The sequence below is a fragment of the Streptomyces sp. NPDC001027 genome, assembly GCF_040299045.1.
Classification (GTDB): Bacteria; Actinomycetota; Actinomycetes; order Streptomycetales; family Streptomycetaceae; genus Streptomyces.
Map to the genome: position 1 here is coordinate 1 of NZ_JBEPBI010000197.1, position 14743 is coordinate 14743.

The following is a 14743-nucleotide window of genomic DNA, read 5'->3' on the forward strand; positions in this document are numbered from 1 at the left end:
GCCCTGGGGTCCCTGCGGTCCCTGCGGACCGGGCTTCCCCGGCTTTCCGGGCTTTCCGGGCTTGCCCGGCTTGCCCGGCTTGCCCGGCTTGCCCTCATGGCCCTGGGGGCCGCGCGGGCCCCTGGGGCCGGCGTGGTCACGGCCGCTGTGGTGCTTGTCCTTGTCCTTGTCCTTGTCTGCGGCTGCGGCGGACCTCGTGGCGCTCTCGGGCCGCACCGTCGCCTGGCCCTCGGCGCCGGCCCTGCGGATCGCGTCGGCGATGGCCTCGGAGGGCCGCTCGATCGGACGCAGTCGCACCACGGAACTGTCGGCGCCGGGTCGGCTCGCCGCGTCGGCGACGGCCACGGCGCTCGGGACGACGCTGAGCGCCACGGCGACGGCGCCCACCGAGACCAGCGTGGCGGATTTCACGCGCGACATTCGGATCGTTCTACGGTTCAAGTGAACCTTCCTCACGATAGGGAGGGGATCAGGCAGCAAGCGCGCTGAGTCTCCTGCCGCTCGCATGCCACTTCACCTACGGTCACGAACAACGAGGACATTCTTCACCTTTTGTGAAAGAAGTATGAATGATTGTCCGATATGGTGGCCGCGGATCACCCGAGCGGCATCCATGCCCTTGTCGCTGCTCCGCCATTCCGCCGGAAGAGTGGAAATCGCCGGACGGCGGCCTCTCTCACGCGCCGCTGCCGAGAATTCCGCGAAACATGAGGCAGTCCTCGAACGACGGCAGCAGCCCCTGCCGCTCCGCCTGTTCCAGCGTGGGCGCGGCCGCGTCCTTGTCCGAAAGGACCGGCGCGAGGTCGTCGGGCCAGGCGATCGCCAGTGCCGGGTCCAGCGGATGAATCCCGAACTCGCGTTGCGGCGCATATCCCCGCGAACACAGATAGACGACGGTGGAATCGTCCTCCAGCGCCATGAAGGCGTGCCCCAGCCCTTCCGAGAGATAGACGCTGCGATGCGTCGTGTCGTCGAGCCGGACCGCCTCCCACGTCCCGAAGTCGGGGGAGCCGACACGGAGGTCGACCACCACGTCGAGGACCGCGCCGCTGACGCACGTGACGTACTTCGCCTGCCCCGGCGGGACTGCCGCACCGTGGATGCCGCGCAGCGTTCCGCGCACCGAGCGGGAGCAGTTGGCCTGCTCGAGCGGGAGCCCCCGGCCCACGGCGTCCCGGAACCTGTCGGCCCGGAACCACTCGTGGAAGCGGCCCCGGTCGTCCGGGAACACCGTCGGCGTGTCCACCCACGCCCCTTCGATGCCGAGCGGTCTCACGCGACCGCCTCCTTCCGGACGGTCGGCCCGTTCGCGTCGCGCCGGGGACGTCCGCCCGACGCGGGCGCGACGACGGGCCGGGCGTCCTCCAGCAGTCCCAGCAGGTACTGGCCGTATCCGCTCTTGAGGAGCGGCCGGGCCAGGTCGCGGAGCCGGTCGTCGTCGACCAGGCCGGCCCGCCACACCGCCTCCTCCAGGCAGCCGATCTTGAATCCCTGACGCTCCTCGATCACCCGGACGAACTCCGAGGCCTGCACCATGGAGCTGAAGGTGCCGGTGTCGAGCCACGCGGTGCCCCGGTCGAGCCGGGTGACATGCAGCTCCCCGGCCCGGAGATAGACGCGGTTGAGGTCGGTGATCTCCAACTCGCCCCGCGCGCTGGGCCGCAGGCCACGGGCGATGTCCACGGCACGGTCGTCGTAGAAGTACAGTCCGGGCACGGCGTACCGGGACCTCGGCCGGGCCGGTTTCTCCTCGATGGACACCGCCCTGCCCTTGTCGTCGAATTCCACGACGCCGTACGCCGAGGGATTGGCGACCTGGTAGGCGAATACCCGGCCGCCCCGCAGATCGCTCTGCAGAGCCAGCCGGGTGCCGAGACCGCTGCCGTGAAAGATGTTGTCGCCCAGAATCAGGGCGACGGATTCGCCGCCGATGAAGTCGGCTGCCAGCAGGAAAGCCTGGGCGATGCCTTCCGGGCGTTTCTGTTCCGCGTATTGCAGCCGCAGACCCAGTTCGCCGCCGTCGCCGAGCAACCGGCTGAACTGACCCTGGTCTTCGGGAGTGGTGATGATGAGAATGTCCCGGACGCCGGCCATGACGAGCGTGGAAAGCGGGTAGTAAATCATGGGTTTGTCGAAGACCGGCAGCAGTTGCTTCGACACCGAGCGGGTCAACGGCCAAAGTCGCGAGCCGGTGCCTCCGGCCAACAGGATTCCGCGCACGGCATCACCATAGGCGGACCGGACATGAATACCGGTTTTTCACTGCGTATGGCGTGTATACCGGCCGTCGAATACGGCCGCTCCCACGACATCGCACCCGAACGGCGCCGGCCCCGAACGACACCGCACCCCCACGACAGGCGCGGGCCTGTCGTGGGGGTGTCGGGTGCAGCACCGCGGCCGGTCGTGACGATCGCTGGTCAGGGCATCCCCAATACCGGCCGCGGAGTCGTCGGTGGGTCAGCCCAGGCGCTTCACCAGCGCGCGGTACTCGTCCCACAGTTCCTTCGGGGTGTGGTCGCCGAAGGTGTTGAGGTGCTCGGGGACCAGGGCGGCCTCCTCGCGCCAGATCTCCTTGTCGACGGTGAGGAGGAATTCGAGGTCCTCGTCGTCGAGTTCGAGGCCCTTGGTGTCGAGTGCCTCCTTCGTCGGCAGGATGCCGATCGGGGTCTCGACGCCCTCGGCGTGGCCGTCCAGACGCTCCACGATCCACTTCAGGACGCGGCTGTTCTCGCCGAAGCCGGGCCAGACGAACTGCCCCTCGTCGTTCTTGCGGAACCAGTTGACGTAGTAGATCCTCGGGAGTTTCGCCTGGTCCTTGCCCTTGGCGACGTCGACCCAGTGGCCCATGTAGTCGCCCATGTTGTAGCCGCAGAACGGCAGCATGGCGAACGGGTCCCGGCGCAGCTCGCCGACCTTGCCCTCGGCGGCGGCCGTCTTCTCGCTCGCCACGTTCGCGCCGAGGAAGACGCCGTGGTTCCAGTCGAAGGACTCGGTCACCAGCGGGACCGCGCTCGCGCGGCGGCCTCCGAAGAGGATCGCCGAGATCGGCACGCCCTTAGGGTCCTCCCACTCCGGCGCGATGATCGGACACTGCGCGGCGGGCGTGGTGAAACGGGCGTTGGGGTGGGCGGCCGGGACGTCGGACTCGGGGGTCCAGTCGTTGCCCTTCCAGTCGGTGAGGTGCGCCGGGGTCTCCTCCGTCATGCCCTCCCACCAGACGTCGCCGTCGTCGGTGAGGGCGACGTTGGTGAAGACCGAGTTGCCCCACAGCGTCTTCATCGCGTTGGCGTTGGTGTGCTCGCCGGTGCCGGGCGCGACGCCGAAGAAGCCGGCCTCGGGGTTGATGGCGTACAGCCGGCCGTCCTCGCCGAAGCGCATCCAGGCGATGTCGTCGCCGATCGTCTCGACCGTCCAGCCGGAGACCGTGGGCTCCAGCATGGCGAGGTTGGTCTTGCCGCAGGCGCTCGGGAAGGCGGCGGCGACGTACTTCGACTCGCCCTGCGGCGGCGTGAGTTTGAGGATCAGCATGTGCTCGGCCAGCCAGCCCTCGTCGCGGGCCATGACGGAGGCGATGCGCAGCGCGTAGCACTTCTTGCCGAGCAGCGCGTTGCCGCCGTAGCCGGAGCCGTAGGACCAGATCTCGCGGCTCTCGGGGAAGTGCGAGATGTACTTGGTCGAGTTGCACGGCCACGGCACGTCGGTCTCGCCCTCTGCCAGCGGCGCTCCGAGCGTGTGCACGGCACGCACGAAGAAGCCGTCGGAGCCGAGCTCGTCCAGGACCGGCTGTCCCATGCGGGTCATGGTGCGCATGGACACGGCGACGTAGGCGGAGTCGGTGATCTCCACGCCGATCGCGGACAGCGGCGAGCCGAGCGGGCCCATGCAGAAGGGGACGACGTACATCGTGCGGCCCCGCATCGAGCCGCGGAACAGGCCCTTCTCACCGGAGAAGATCTCCCGCATCTCGGCGGGGGCCTTCCAGTGGTTCGTGGGGCCTGCGTCCTCCTCCTTCTCGGAGCAGATGAAGGTGCGGTCCTCGACCCGGGCGACATCGGTCGGGTCGGAGGCCGCGTAGTAGGAGTTCGGGCGCTTGATCGGGTCGAGTTTGCGGAACGTGCCCTGCTCGACGAGCTCCTCGCACAGGCGCTCGTACTCGGCCTCGGATCCGTCACACCAGACCACGTTGTCCGGCTGCGTCAGTTCGGCGATCTCGTTCACCCAGGAGACGAGTTCCTGGTGCTGGGTGGGAATGACGGGGGGAGCCGCGATGTCGCGCGCCACGATTGCTCCTAAAAGAGGGATTTTTTGTTGGAGGCCCCGTGGGGGCTGCGACCCGGATGCTTCACGGTCAGGGACCCTGGCGCTCATCCGGTGTCGACCGCACTCATTTGATCATCCGACTACGATGCCCATCTGTCCAGAGGGCCGCACAGGTGAGCGGAGTGAGGATGGCCACGTGTACGGACGCCGCTTTGCGTTTCCGTGACGTTCACGCGGTCGACCGTTGACCCGGGACTCATGAGACGATGGCCACTCTTGGCCTCCGGTCACGGCGTACTGACGCGTAACTTACGGTTGCGTAGGTACGATTCACCCATGACTGCGTCCGCGCCCGACGCGCCCACGGACTCGCCGGCCGCTGCCGCCGCATCCGTCGCGCACTCCCTGTCGGAAGAGATCAAGCCCAAGCTCCGCGGTTGGCTGCACCTCGGCATGTTCCCGGCAGCCCTCGTCTCCGGACTGGTTCTCACCGCCCTGGCGGACTCGACCCGCGGTCGCGTCGCCTGCGGGATCTTCGCCCTGACGGCCTGCCTGCTGTTCGGGGTCAGCGCCCTCTACCACCGGGGCGACTGGAGCCCGCGGATGGACGGCGTGCTGCGCAGACTCGACCACGCGAACATCTTCCTGATCATCGCGGGCACCTACACGCCGCTCACGATGCTGCTCCTGCCGGAGAGCAAGGGGCGCTGGCTGCTGTGGAGCATCTGGGCCGCCGCGCTCGCCGGGATCGCCTTCCGGGTCTTCTGGGTCGGCGCCCCCCGCTGGCTCTACACCCCCTGCTACATCGCGATGGGCTGGGCGGCCGTGTTCTTCCTGCCCGACTTCATGCGCACGGGCGGCATCGCGGTCCTGGTCCTGGTCATCGTCGGCGGACTCCTCTACAGCGCGGGCGGCGTGATCTACGGCATCAAGCGCCCCAACCCGTCACCGCGCTGGTTCGGCTTCCACGAGGTGTTCCACTCCCTCACCCTCGCCGCGTTCGTCGTGCACTACGTCGGCATCTCCCTGGTGGCCTACCAGCACGGCTGACCGCCCCCGCACACCCCCCGTGGTGGACGCCGCCTCCACCGCGTTCACCGCGGGCGGCCTCGGCGCGCTCGTCTACGCGATCATCGAGGCGCCGGGCCGCGGCTGGGCGACCCCCTCGTCCTCACCGTGCTCGGCGCGGCCGTCGCCCTGCTCGCCGCGCTGGTGCTGCGCGAGCGGCGGTCGCCGCGGCCCATGCTCGACATGGGGCTGCTCGCCCAGCGCGGATTCCTCTTCAACACCCTCGCCGCGACCCTCGTCATGTTCGTGCTCTCCGGCCTGCTGTTCGTCCTGCCGCCGTACCTCCAGGCCGTCCTCGGCAACGACGCCCTGGGCACCGGGGTGCGGCTGCTGCCGATGATGGGCGGGCTGGTGGTCGCCGCACGGGCCGCACAGCCGGTCGTCGCCCGGTTCGGCGCGCGTGCCGTGGTCAGCGCGGGCCTGACGGTGCTGGCCTTCGCCGCGCTGCTGGGCAGCCGCACGACGGCCGACTCCGGGTACGGCTTCACCGCGCTGTGGCTGTCGGTCGCCGGCGTCGGCTTCGGCTTCTCCGTCGTGCCCGCCATGGCCGGCGCCCTGAGCACCCTGCCCGCGGACCGCGCCGGCTGGGGGTCCCCCCACGCCTTTCGGGCAGAGGGGGAGGCTCCGGCCTGCTGATGACCCTGCGCCAGGTCGGCGGCGCCGTCGGCATCGCCCTGCTCGGCAGCCTGCTCGCCGGGACCTTCCGCGACCGCCTGGACGTCACCGGGCTGCCCGCCGGGGCCGCCGACACCGCCGGGGACTCGGTCGTCGCCGCTCACCTGATCGCCGAGCGCACCCACCTGACCGCTCTCGCCGGCTCCGCCGACGACGCCTACGTCCACGGCATGGGAGTGGTCCTGCTGGTCTGCGCGGCCGCCGCACTGGCCTCCGCGCTGCCGGCGGCGGCGTTCCTGCCGGGAAGCGGGCGCGTCCAGGACCCGGCTGCGCAGGACGCCGATCCTCGCGACGCCGGCCTCGGCGGCGGTCCCGGCGACGGCGGTCCCGACGTGGTCGCGCCCCGGAGCGATGCCCGACAATGAGGCCCATGACGGCCGCACGCACCAGCTCCCCCGCCGACCGCCCCCGACTCGGTCTGCGTGAGCGCAAGAAGATCAAGACCCGCGAGGCCATCCGCACCGCGACCTACGCGCTCATCCGCGAACAGGGGTACGACGCCACGACGATCGACCAGATCGCCGAGCGGGCCGAGGTGTCGCCGTCGACCGTCTTCCGCTACTTCCCGACCAAGGAGGACATCGTCCTCACCGACGAGTACGACCAGGTCCTGCTGGAGGAACTGCGCGTCCGTCCGGCGGACGAGCCGTGGACGGAGTCCATCCGTCAGGTGATGCTGGCGGCCGCCCGCACGGGCGTCGAGGACGACGTCGAGGTGGCGAGACTGCGCACCGACCTGCTGGTGCAGGCTCCGGCGGTGCGCTCGCGGATGATGGAGAGCATGTCGGTCACCGGCCGACTGCTCTGCGTCGCGATCGCCGAGCGCACCGGCCTCGACCCCGAGAGCCTGGAAGTCCGCGTCCACGCGATGTCGCTCATCGGAGGCCTGATGGAGGCGTCCATGTACTGGGCGGAGAACGGCCACCGGGGCGACTTCCCCGCCCTCCTCGACCGTGCCCTGGACGTCCTCGCCCACGGCCTGGAACACGACCGCGAACACGGCATGGGACACGACCGCGAACACGACGGCGAACAGGATCGGGAAAGCCGCCGGGAAGGCCGCGAGGAACAGGCCCCGGCCAGGGAAAACCCCTGAGCCCCCGCCCCTCCCCCATGCCATCCTGACCGGGTGAACGCACCCGAGATCCGCGTCGAAGTCGCCCCCGAGCTGGCCCTGTTCGTCCCGCACGCCCGGCGCGCCGGCGCCACCGCACTCGCCGTCGACGGCGTGTCGACGCTCGGCCATGTCATCGAGTCCCTCGGGGTGCCCCTCACCGAGGTGGGCGCCCTCGTCGTCGACGGCCGCGAGGCGCCGGTCTCGCACATCCCCGCCGACGGCGAGTCCGTCGCCGTCCGCCCGGTCACCCGCCCCCAACGCGTCCCCGGCGCCCCGCTGCGCTTCCTCCTGGACGTCCACCTCGGCACCCTCGCCCGCCGGATGCGCCTGCTCGGCGTGGACACGGCGTACGAGTCGACCGACATCGGCGACCCCGCGCTCGCCACCCGCTCGGCCGCCGAACAGCGCGTCATGCTCAGCCGCGACCGGGGCCTGCTGCGCCGACGCGAACTGTGGGCGGGCGCCTACGTGTACAGCACCGACCCCGCCGAGCAACTGCGCGACGTCCTCGACCGGTTCGCCCCCGCCCTGCGCCCCTGGACCAGGTGCACCGCCTGCAACGGCGAGCTGCGCCAGGCCACCAAGGACGAGGTCGCCGAGCAGCTGGAACACGGCACCCAGCAGAACTACGACGTCTTCGCCCAGTGCCGCTCCTGCGGACGCGCGTACTGGAAGGGCGCGCACCACGACCAGCTCGAGGCCATCGTGGAACGCGCCCTCGCCGAATTCCCCGGCTGACCCGCCGCCGTCGTCGTCCGGGCGCGCCGCCCTCCCGCCCCGCCGACCGCGCCCTGCCGGCGCCGGCCCCTATCCCGTCGGCTGCTCCCGGCCGCCCAGGGCGGCGCGCAGGCGGTCCGGGTCGGTGGTGGGGGCGTCGCAGGTGAAGTCGCGGCAGACGTACGCGGTCGGCGCGCCGCCGCGCAGCGGGCGGTCGGCCAGCAGCGGGAACTCGTCGCCGCCGGGGACGCCGAAGGCGACGACCGCGCCCGGGGCGTTGCCCAGCAGCGCCGTGCGGTGCAGGGCCCTCGACGCCGGGTCGTCCGTGCCGGCGCCGACGACGGCGACCTCGCGCGGGCCGTCGAGCAGCGCCTCGGCCACGGCCAGCCCCCACCCGATGAACCGGGGCACCCGCGGCCCGAGCGCCTTCACCACGCCCAACGCCCGCTCCGCCGCCGTGCGGTGCGGCTCGGAACCGGTGTGGGCCGCGTAACCCAGCAGCGCGCCGGCCGCCGCGGTCCAGCCGGAGGGCACGGCGTTGTCGGTCGGGTCCTGCGGACGCCGGATGAGCTGCTCGGCGTCGGAGGCGGTGTCGAACAGCGCACCGGACTCGGGGTCGGCGAACCGGGCGAGGACGTGGTCGAGCAGGAACCCGGCGAACTCCAGCCAGACGCCCTCCCCGGTGACCGAGGCCAGCGCGAGGAACCCCTCGGCCACGTCGGCGTAGTCCTCCAGGACGCCCGCGTTGGCCCCGGCCTGACCGTCCTTGCTGGTCCGCGACAGCCGCGCCTGGTCGTCCAGGTGCAGCCGGACGAGGAGGTCGGCGGCGGCGACAGCCGCGTCCACCAGGTCCGGACGGTCGAAGTAGGCGCCGGTCTCGGCGAGCGCGGCGATCGCGAGCCCGTTCCACGCGGCGACGACCTTGTCGTCCCGGCCGGGCGCCGGACGCAGCGCCCGTTCACGCAGCAGCCGCTCCTTCACGCCGGCGATCCTCTCCGCGTCGAACACGACTTCCTGCTGCGGCAGTTGCAGCACGGAGGCGCCGTTCTCGAAAGTGCCGTCCTCGGTCACGCCGAAACAGCGGGCGGCGAGTTCGGCGTCCTGCGGGCCGAGCGCCGCCGCGAGCTGACCGGGCGTCCACACGTAGTACGCGCCCTCGACGTGGTTGCCTTCGCCGTCGTCGCTGTCGGCGTCGAGCGCCGAGGCGAACCCGCCCTCGGCGGTGCGCAGTTCACGCACCATGAAGTCGGCGGTCTCCAGTGCGACCCGACGGGCCAGCTCGCTCCCGGTGGCCCGCCAGAGATGGGCGTAGACGCGGCACAGCAGGGCGTTGTCGTAGAGCATCTTCTCGAAGTGCGGCACCACCCAGTCACGGTCGACGGAGTACCGGGCGAACCCGCCGCCCAGCTGGTCGTAGATCCCACCGCGCGCCATCCGCTCACAGGTGTCCTGCGCCATCTGCAACGCGCCCTCGGCGCCGGTCCGCGCGGCATGCCGCAGCAGGAACTCGAGCACCATCGACGGCGGGAACTTCGGCGCGCCGCCGAAGCCGCCGCGCTGCGCGTCGTACTCCCGGGTCAGCCCGAGCAGCGCCTGCGACAACTCCTGCTCGCCGGGGGCGCTGCTGTCCCCGTAGGAGATCTCCCGTCCGGCGAGATCCCGCACGATCTTCCCGGCGACCTCGGCGACCTCGTCCGGCCGCTCCGTCCACGCCTGGTGCACCCCCTCCAGCACCTGCCGGAAGGAGGGCATGCCGTGCCGGGGCGTGGGCGGGAAGTACGTGCCAAAGTAGAACGGCTCGGCCTCGGGCGTCAGGAACACGGTCATCGGCCACCCGCCCTGCCCGGTCGCCGCCTGCACCGCTTCCATGTACACGGCGTCGACGTCGGGACGCTCTTCCCGATCGACCTTGATGTTGACGAAGCAGTCGTTGAGGCGGTCGGCGGTCTCCTGGTCCTCGAAGGACTCGTGCGCCATCACATGGCACCAATGACACGCAGAGTATCCAACCGACAGCAGAACGGGTACGTTGCGCCGTCGCGCTTCCTCGAAAGCTTCCGGCTCCCAAGGCCACCAGTCGACCGGATTGTCAGCGTGCTGAAGCAGATAAGGCGAGGTCACACCAGCCAACCGGTTCATGCAGCCCAGCCTCTCACAACGGCTGGCACGACCGACGAAACCCTCACGGACCCGCCTGGCTTGGCCGAATTGCACGTATGGGCCATCACGTGGCGGGTGGCGCCTTGCCCTCGAAGACGGGGTCGGACTTCCCTCGGCGTTCCTCCGAGGCGTCGGGCCGGCCGGCACCTCAAAACAGTAGGCTGGGCGCAGCAGCGCCGGCCTGCCGAGGCCCCTCGAAGGAGGTACACCATGACCGCCGAGATGGTGGCGCCCGCGTGGATGCACACGCAGATCAGCGCGGAACAGTACGACTCCTGGTCCGAGGAGCAGTGCGCCGGCATCGAGATCGTGGACGGGATGGTCGTCGTGAGCCCGGACTGGAACGCGGACACAGGCTTCGACGTCCGCCTACAGGACGTTCCGCTCACCAACCGCCGCCCGGACGTCACCGTCTACCGGGTGGAGACCATCGACCTCACGCCCACCCGCCCCGAGCACGTACTCCTGGTCGCCGAGATCGTGTCGCCCGGGTCGGAAACCACTGACCGGATCGTGAAGGTGGACCAGTACGCCAAGGCCGGTATCCCCTTCTACTGGCGGGTTGAGCAGGCTGCCACCGGGGTCCCGATCATCTATACCCACGTTCTCGATCCCGCCACCGGGGCCTATCGGGACGGCGAGATGTTCACCGGCGCCGTGAAGGCCACGGCGCCTTTCCCCATCACGGTCGATCTTGGGGTCTTGTAAGGCGCCGAGACGCCGCCCCGCCATCGACGCTTGACCGTCCGCGCCTGACTCACGGTGCTTCGCGGACTCATCAGGACGTTCCGGTCGGCGCCCGTGCCGTCGCGGCGATCTCCCTGCCCCCTCGCGCCGCGGAGCCGCCCGCCGCACACTTGACCGAGCACCACTGGTACCGCCGGAGGGGGACGGGACATGCGGGACGGCCATAGGGCGGAAGCCGAGCGGTTGTTGGCGCGGGCCGTGGAGGAGGAAGTGCGGCGGTCCGGCGGGCGTGCCGACCGACAGGCGCTGCTGACCCGGGCGCGGGGCGCGCTGGACGCGATGGCGCAGACCGCCGCCGAGGAGTACGAGGCGTACGCCCGTGCTCTGGAGGAGTCGGAGTCCGCCCGAATCAGCTTCGGACAGCGCTACGCACGCGAGGGCGGCCGGACTCCGCTGCTGGTGGCGGGCGTCGCCGCCCTGACGACGGCGGTCGCCGACCTCGCGCTGGGCACGGGCCCGGGCACGGCGCTCGGCGCCGGGGTGACCGTGGGCGTCGTCGGGGCGGCGGCGACGGTGGTGAAGGTCGCGGGGTCGCATCTGCCGGCCGCGCATCACCGGGCCGGCGCGGCCGGACAGCCGGGCGGCGCCGAACAGTTGCGGCTGCAGTGGCTCACGGCGCTGGAGGTGCGCGGCATCCGGCCGTTCCTGGACCAGCAGCGGGTGCTGAGCGCCACGACCGGCGCCAAGAAGGCGACGGGACCGCAGCTGCGCGGCGCGGACAAGAGCGCGGCGGCACGCGGACGGACCGTGCTGCAGCAGTCGTTCGCTCAACTCCCGGAGCCGGTCGGTCCGTTCGCCGGACGTCGCACGGAACTCGCCCAGATCCGGCAGTGGGTGCAGGCGGCCCGGGCCAGCACGCAGACCCGTCCCACCGTGGTCGTGCTGCACGGCGACCCGGGCAGCGGCCGTACCGTGCTCGCGGTGCGGGCGGCGCACGATCTGCGGGACCAGTTCCGCGGCGCCTGCGTGGTGGATCTGCGCGGCGACAGCACGGGCGAGAACCCGCTGCCCACCCGGGACGCCCTGCTGCATCTGCTGAACCGGCTGGGCGCGCCGCGCGAGCAGCTTCTCTTCCGTGAGCGTTCCTCGGCGGAGCAGCAGCTGAAGCGGCTGAGCGAGCTGTACCAGCAGCATCTGACCGGCCTGCCGGTGGCGGTGATCCTGGACGACGCCTCGGACGTCGAGCAGGTCCGCGCGCTCGTCCCGGAGCGTTCCGACAGTCTGGTCCTCGTGACGGCCCGGACGGCGCTCGCCCTGCCGGCCGAACTGTCGGCGTGGGTGCACGAACTGGCGGTCCGTCCGCTGGAGGCGGCGGGCGCGGAGGAACTGCTGGGCGCGGCGGCGCAGGACGCCTCGGGTCCGTACGACGCCGAGTCCGCGGACCTGATCACCGGGCTGTGCGGCGGGCTGCCGCTCGCGCTGCGCATCGTCGGCTCCTCGCTGGGTCCGCGCTCGCCGCGCGCCCTCGCGGCGGATCTCGCGGCGTACGGTCCGGTGGAGCCGGTGGAGCGCGCACTGTGGCTGCGTTACACCGACCAGCCGGAGACGACCCGCCGGCTGCTGCGCCGGCTGGCGCTGGCCGGACGGGCCTCGCTGGGGACGGCCGCGGCCGCCGCGCTGCTCGCGACGGACCGCCCGGAGGCGGCCCGTCTTCTCGCGGCCCTCGCCGACGCGGGTCTCGTCGACCGGGTCCGCGGCGACCGCTACCGTCTGCACGACCTGGTCCGCGGTTTCGCGCAGGCCCGGCTGCTGGACGAGGAGGACCCCGCCGAGCGTTCGGCGGCGCAGGAGCGGCTGCTGGTCAGCTACGCGGAGCTCGCCGACTCCGTGCTGCGGCTGGTCGACGGCAACATGTCGACCCGCTCCGACCGGTTCACCCCGCACGGCTTCACCTCGCTGGACGAGGCGCTGCGCTGGCTGGACGACGAGTCGAGCTTCATCACGGCGACGCTGCGGCACGCGGAGGGCGTCGACCAGAACGCGGTGATGAGTCTGCTGGGCGCGCTGTGCGACTACTGCCTGCTGCGCGGCGACCTCTACCGGCTCGGCGAGATCAGCGAGCTGGCGCAGTCGGTCGGCCAGGATCTGCTGGTCAGGTCCGTGCAGTGGCGCACCGGCATCGCCGCCCGCCAGCTGGGCGAGCTCGACAAGGCGCGCACCACGCTCAGTTCGGTCGTCGACCTGTATCTGCAGGCCCACCATGACGCGGGGGCGGCACGGGCGCTGTGCTCGCTGGGCATCACCCTGCACCACCAGGGCCAGCTCACCGAGGCGTCGGCGAAACTGCGGGAGGCGATGGCCCTGCAGGCGGCGCCCGAGCTGGCCACCGACCGCGCCTGGACGATGCACGCGCTGGCGGCGGTGGAACGGGACCGGGCCCACCTCGCCGAGGCACTGGACCTGCTGACCCGTTCGCTGCTGCTGCACCGCGAGGGCGGCTCCGTGCACGGTGAGGCGTGGGCGCACTTCCAGCTGGGGCAGCTGCATCTGCGGCGGGGCGATGTGCCGCAGGCCGAGTCGGAGCTGCGGCAGGCCCTGGACCTCTACGGTCGCACCCGCGACGCCCGCGGCGAGGCGTGGGCGATGACCCAGCTGGCGCGGGCCCGGCTGATCGACGGCGATCCGGGGCCGGCCGCGGAGGACCTGCGCCGGGCGTCGGCCCGGCACCGGGACAACGAGGACGCGCGCGGCGAGGCGTGGACGGTGTACTACCTGGGCCTCGCCCTGGAGGAGACGGGCGATCTCGACCAGGCGGTCCGCGAACTGGAACGCTCCCGCACCTTCTTCTCCCGTATGCGGGACGTGTACGGACTGGCCTGCGCCCGGCACCACTCGGCGCGGGTGACCCGGGACCAGCGCGCCGCCCAGACCGGTTCGCTGCGCAACTCGGGCTTCGCCCGGCAGCTGCTGGTCGACGCCCGCGCCGACTTCCAGCGCATCGGCGTCGCCCACGGCGAGGCCTGGACGTGCGTCGAGCTGGCGATCGTGGACGCGGGCAACGCCCGTACCCAGGCGGCCCTCGCGCTGTGCGAGGAGGCGGCGGCGCTGTTCGCGTCCTACGGCGACCGGCGCGGCGAGGACTGGGCCCGCTTCCTGCGCTGCACGCTCCTGCCGTACGCGGCGCCGGGCGGCGTGGAGGTGGGCACGGCGGTGGCGCAGGAGGACCTGGCGGAGCTGCGGCGGGCGCACCATCCGCTGCGCGACGACCGGCTGACCGAATGCCTGGACGCGTACGGCGTGCTGCTGGAACGCGGCGTGCGCCTGGAGTCGGGCTGGCAGGCCTGGCGCCTGGGACTGGTGCCGGACAGGCACGGCCGCGAGGTCATGGGCGTCGACGTCGGCACAAGCTGACCCCCGGCCCGGCTCACCACCCCGGACCCCCGCCCACCTCGCCCAGACAAACCCCAGGCCACGCCCGGACCCCGGGCCGCAAGCCGCCCCGGGAATCGGGCCGCGTTCAGGCCCAGGCCTCGGGCGACGCTCGGGCCCCGGACCGCGTTCAGGCCCCGGGCGAGGCCACACACGAGCCACAGGCCATCGGCGCCACTCGGGCCACAGGCCTCGGGCCCCGCCCCGGGCCCCGGGCCGCGCTCGGGCCACGGGCCCCGCTCGGACATCGGGCCTCGGGCCCCGCCCCGGGCAGCGTCCAGGCCCCGGGCCGGGCCACACACGAGCCACAGGCCATCGGCGCCACTCGGGCCTCGGTTCTCGGGCGGGAGCCGGTTATCCGGCTCCGGCCCCTGCCTCGGGCCGGGCGTCCGCGCCCGCGTGGGCCCGGTGTCCGCGTTCGGCCGGGCGCGGCAGCCTCACGTCGCCGAGGAGGGCTTCCCCGTCGTCGTGTTCGCCGGGGTCTCCCGCGGGGCGTCCGCCGACGTGCCGGCGGCGGTGCGCTCCGCGCCCGACTCCTTTTAGTCGGCCATTGAGATCGGAATAGGGGGGGGTGGGGTAAGAGTGTTGTGCGAGGTGTGTTGATATAGGTGGGGGCCGGATGATTAA

General features: G+C 71.9%; 10 protein-coding genes and 2 pseudogenes. 7 read left to right on the forward strand and 5 right to left on the reverse strand.

All coding sequences use genetic code 11. The features are described from left to right. The 4 genes and pseudogenes from ABT300_RS33445 to ABT300_RS33460 all read right to left on the reverse strand — a co-directional run. Nucleotides 1–420, reverse strand: a pseudogene (locus ABT300_RS33445) (hypothetical protein); the annotation flags it as partial. Between the two features lie 256 nt (nucleotides 421–676). After that, a complete protein-coding gene (locus ABT300_RS33450; protein WP_351683796.1) occupies nucleotides 677–1276 on the reverse strand; it encodes a dTDP-4-dehydrorhamnose 3,5-epimerase family protein in 600 nt (199 codons plus the stop codon). Continuing rightward, nucleotides 1273–2220, reverse strand: a complete 948-nt coding sequence (gene rfbA / locus ABT300_RS33455; RefSeq protein WP_351683797.1) for a glucose-1-phosphate thymidylyltransferase RfbA — start codon at nucleotides 2218–2220, stop codon at nucleotides 1273–1275. Before rfbA ends, ABT300_RS33450 begins: the two co-directional genes overlap by 4 nt. 240 nt (nucleotides 2221–2460) lie before the next feature. Next, nucleotides 2461–4284: a phosphoenolpyruvate carboxykinase (GTP) gene (locus tag ABT300_RS33460; RefSeq protein ID WP_351683800.1), complete on the reverse strand. Its 1824-nt coding sequence runs from the start codon at nucleotides 4282–4284 to the stop codon at nucleotides 2461–2463. Between the two features lie 315 nt (nucleotides 4285–4599). Here ABT300_RS33460 and trhA point away from each other — a divergent pair, with 315 nt between their 5' ends. The 4 genes and pseudogenes from trhA to ABT300_RS33480 all read left to right on the forward strand — a co-directional run bounded on the left by trhA (nucleotide 4600) and on the right by ABT300_RS33480 (nucleotide 7861). After that, a complete protein-coding gene (gene trhA, locus ABT300_RS33465) occupies nucleotides 4600–5313 on the forward strand; it encodes a PAQR family membrane homeostasis protein TrhA (RefSeq protein ID WP_351683802.1) in 714 nt (237 codons plus the stop codon). A 1-nt stretch (nucleotide 5314) separates the two neighbouring features. Further along, nucleotides 5315–6371: pseudogene (locus ABT300_RS33470) on the forward strand (MFS transporter); the annotation flags it as partial. Nucleotides 6372–6376: 5 nt separating this feature from the next. Then, nucleotides 6377–7102, forward strand: a complete 726-nt coding sequence (locus tag ABT300_RS33475; RefSeq protein WP_502978050.1) for a TetR/AcrR family transcriptional regulator — start codon at nucleotides 6377–6379, stop codon at nucleotides 7100–7102. Between the two features lie 33 nt (nucleotides 7103–7135). After that, nucleotides 7136–7861 carry a Mut7-C RNAse domain-containing protein gene (locus ABT300_RS33480; protein ID WP_351683807.1) on the forward strand — a complete coding sequence of 242 codons (726 nt, stop codon included), beginning with the start codon at nucleotides 7136–7138 and terminating at the stop codon, nucleotides 7859–7861. Nucleotides 7862–7930: 69 nt separating this feature from the next. On the opposite strand, the gene ABT300_RS33485 is transcribed toward ABT300_RS33480, so the two are convergent. Further along, nucleotides 7931–9979 carry a thioredoxin domain-containing protein gene (locus ABT300_RS33485; RefSeq protein ID WP_351683810.1) on the reverse strand — a complete coding sequence of 683 codons (2049 nt, stop codon included), beginning with the start codon at nucleotides 9977–9979 and terminating at the stop codon, nucleotides 7931–7933. 231 nt (nucleotides 9980–10210) lie between these two features. On the opposite strand from ABT300_RS33485, the gene ABT300_RS33490 reads away from it, so the two are divergent. The 3 genes from ABT300_RS33490 (at nucleotide 10211) to ABT300_RS33500 (ending at nucleotide 14659) form a co-directional block, all read left to right on the forward strand. Further along, complete coding sequence (locus ABT300_RS33490; RefSeq protein ID WP_351683813.1) at nucleotides 10211–10708, forward strand: Uma2 family endonuclease; 498 nt, start codon at nucleotides 10211–10213, stop codon at nucleotides 10706–10708. A 189-nt stretch (nucleotides 10709–10897) separates the two neighbouring features. Next, the gene (locus ABT300_RS33495) at nucleotides 10898–14098 is read left to right on the forward strand and encodes a tetratricopeptide repeat protein (protein ID WP_351683815.1); all 3201 of its coding nucleotides are present in this window, start codon (nucleotides 10898–10900) and stop codon (nucleotides 14096–14098) included. A gap of 426 nt (nucleotides 14099–14524) precedes the next feature. Beyond that, nucleotides 14525–14659 (forward strand): hypothetical protein, encoded by a 135-nt coding sequence (locus ABT300_RS33500; RefSeq protein WP_351683818.1) that lies wholly within the window; start codon nucleotides 14525–14527, stop codon nucleotides 14657–14659. Nucleotides 14660–14743 lie beyond the last annotated feature (84 nt).

Excerpts from the sequence above, each read along its gene's own strand:
- ABT300_RS33485 (WP_351683810.1), bottom strand. The coding sequence starts at position 9,979 with ATGAACCGGTTGGCTGGTGTGACCTCGCCTTATCTGCTTCAGCACGCT.
- ABT300_RS33495 (WP_351683815.1), top strand. The coding sequence starts at position 10,898 with ATGCGGGACGGCCATAGGGCGGAAGCCGAGCGGTTGTTGGCGCGGGCC.
- trhA (WP_351683802.1), top strand. The coding sequence starts at position 4,600 with ATGACTGCGTCCGCGCCCGACGCGCCCACGGACTCGCCGGCCGCTGCC.
- ABT300_RS33490 (WP_351683813.1), top strand. The coding sequence starts at position 10,211 with ATGACCGCCGAGATGGTGGCGCCCGCGTGGATGCACACGCAGATCAGC.
- ABT300_RS33475 (WP_502978050.1), top strand. The coding sequence starts at position 6,377 with ATGACGGCCGCACGCACCAGCTCCCCCGCCGACCGCCCCCGACTCGGT.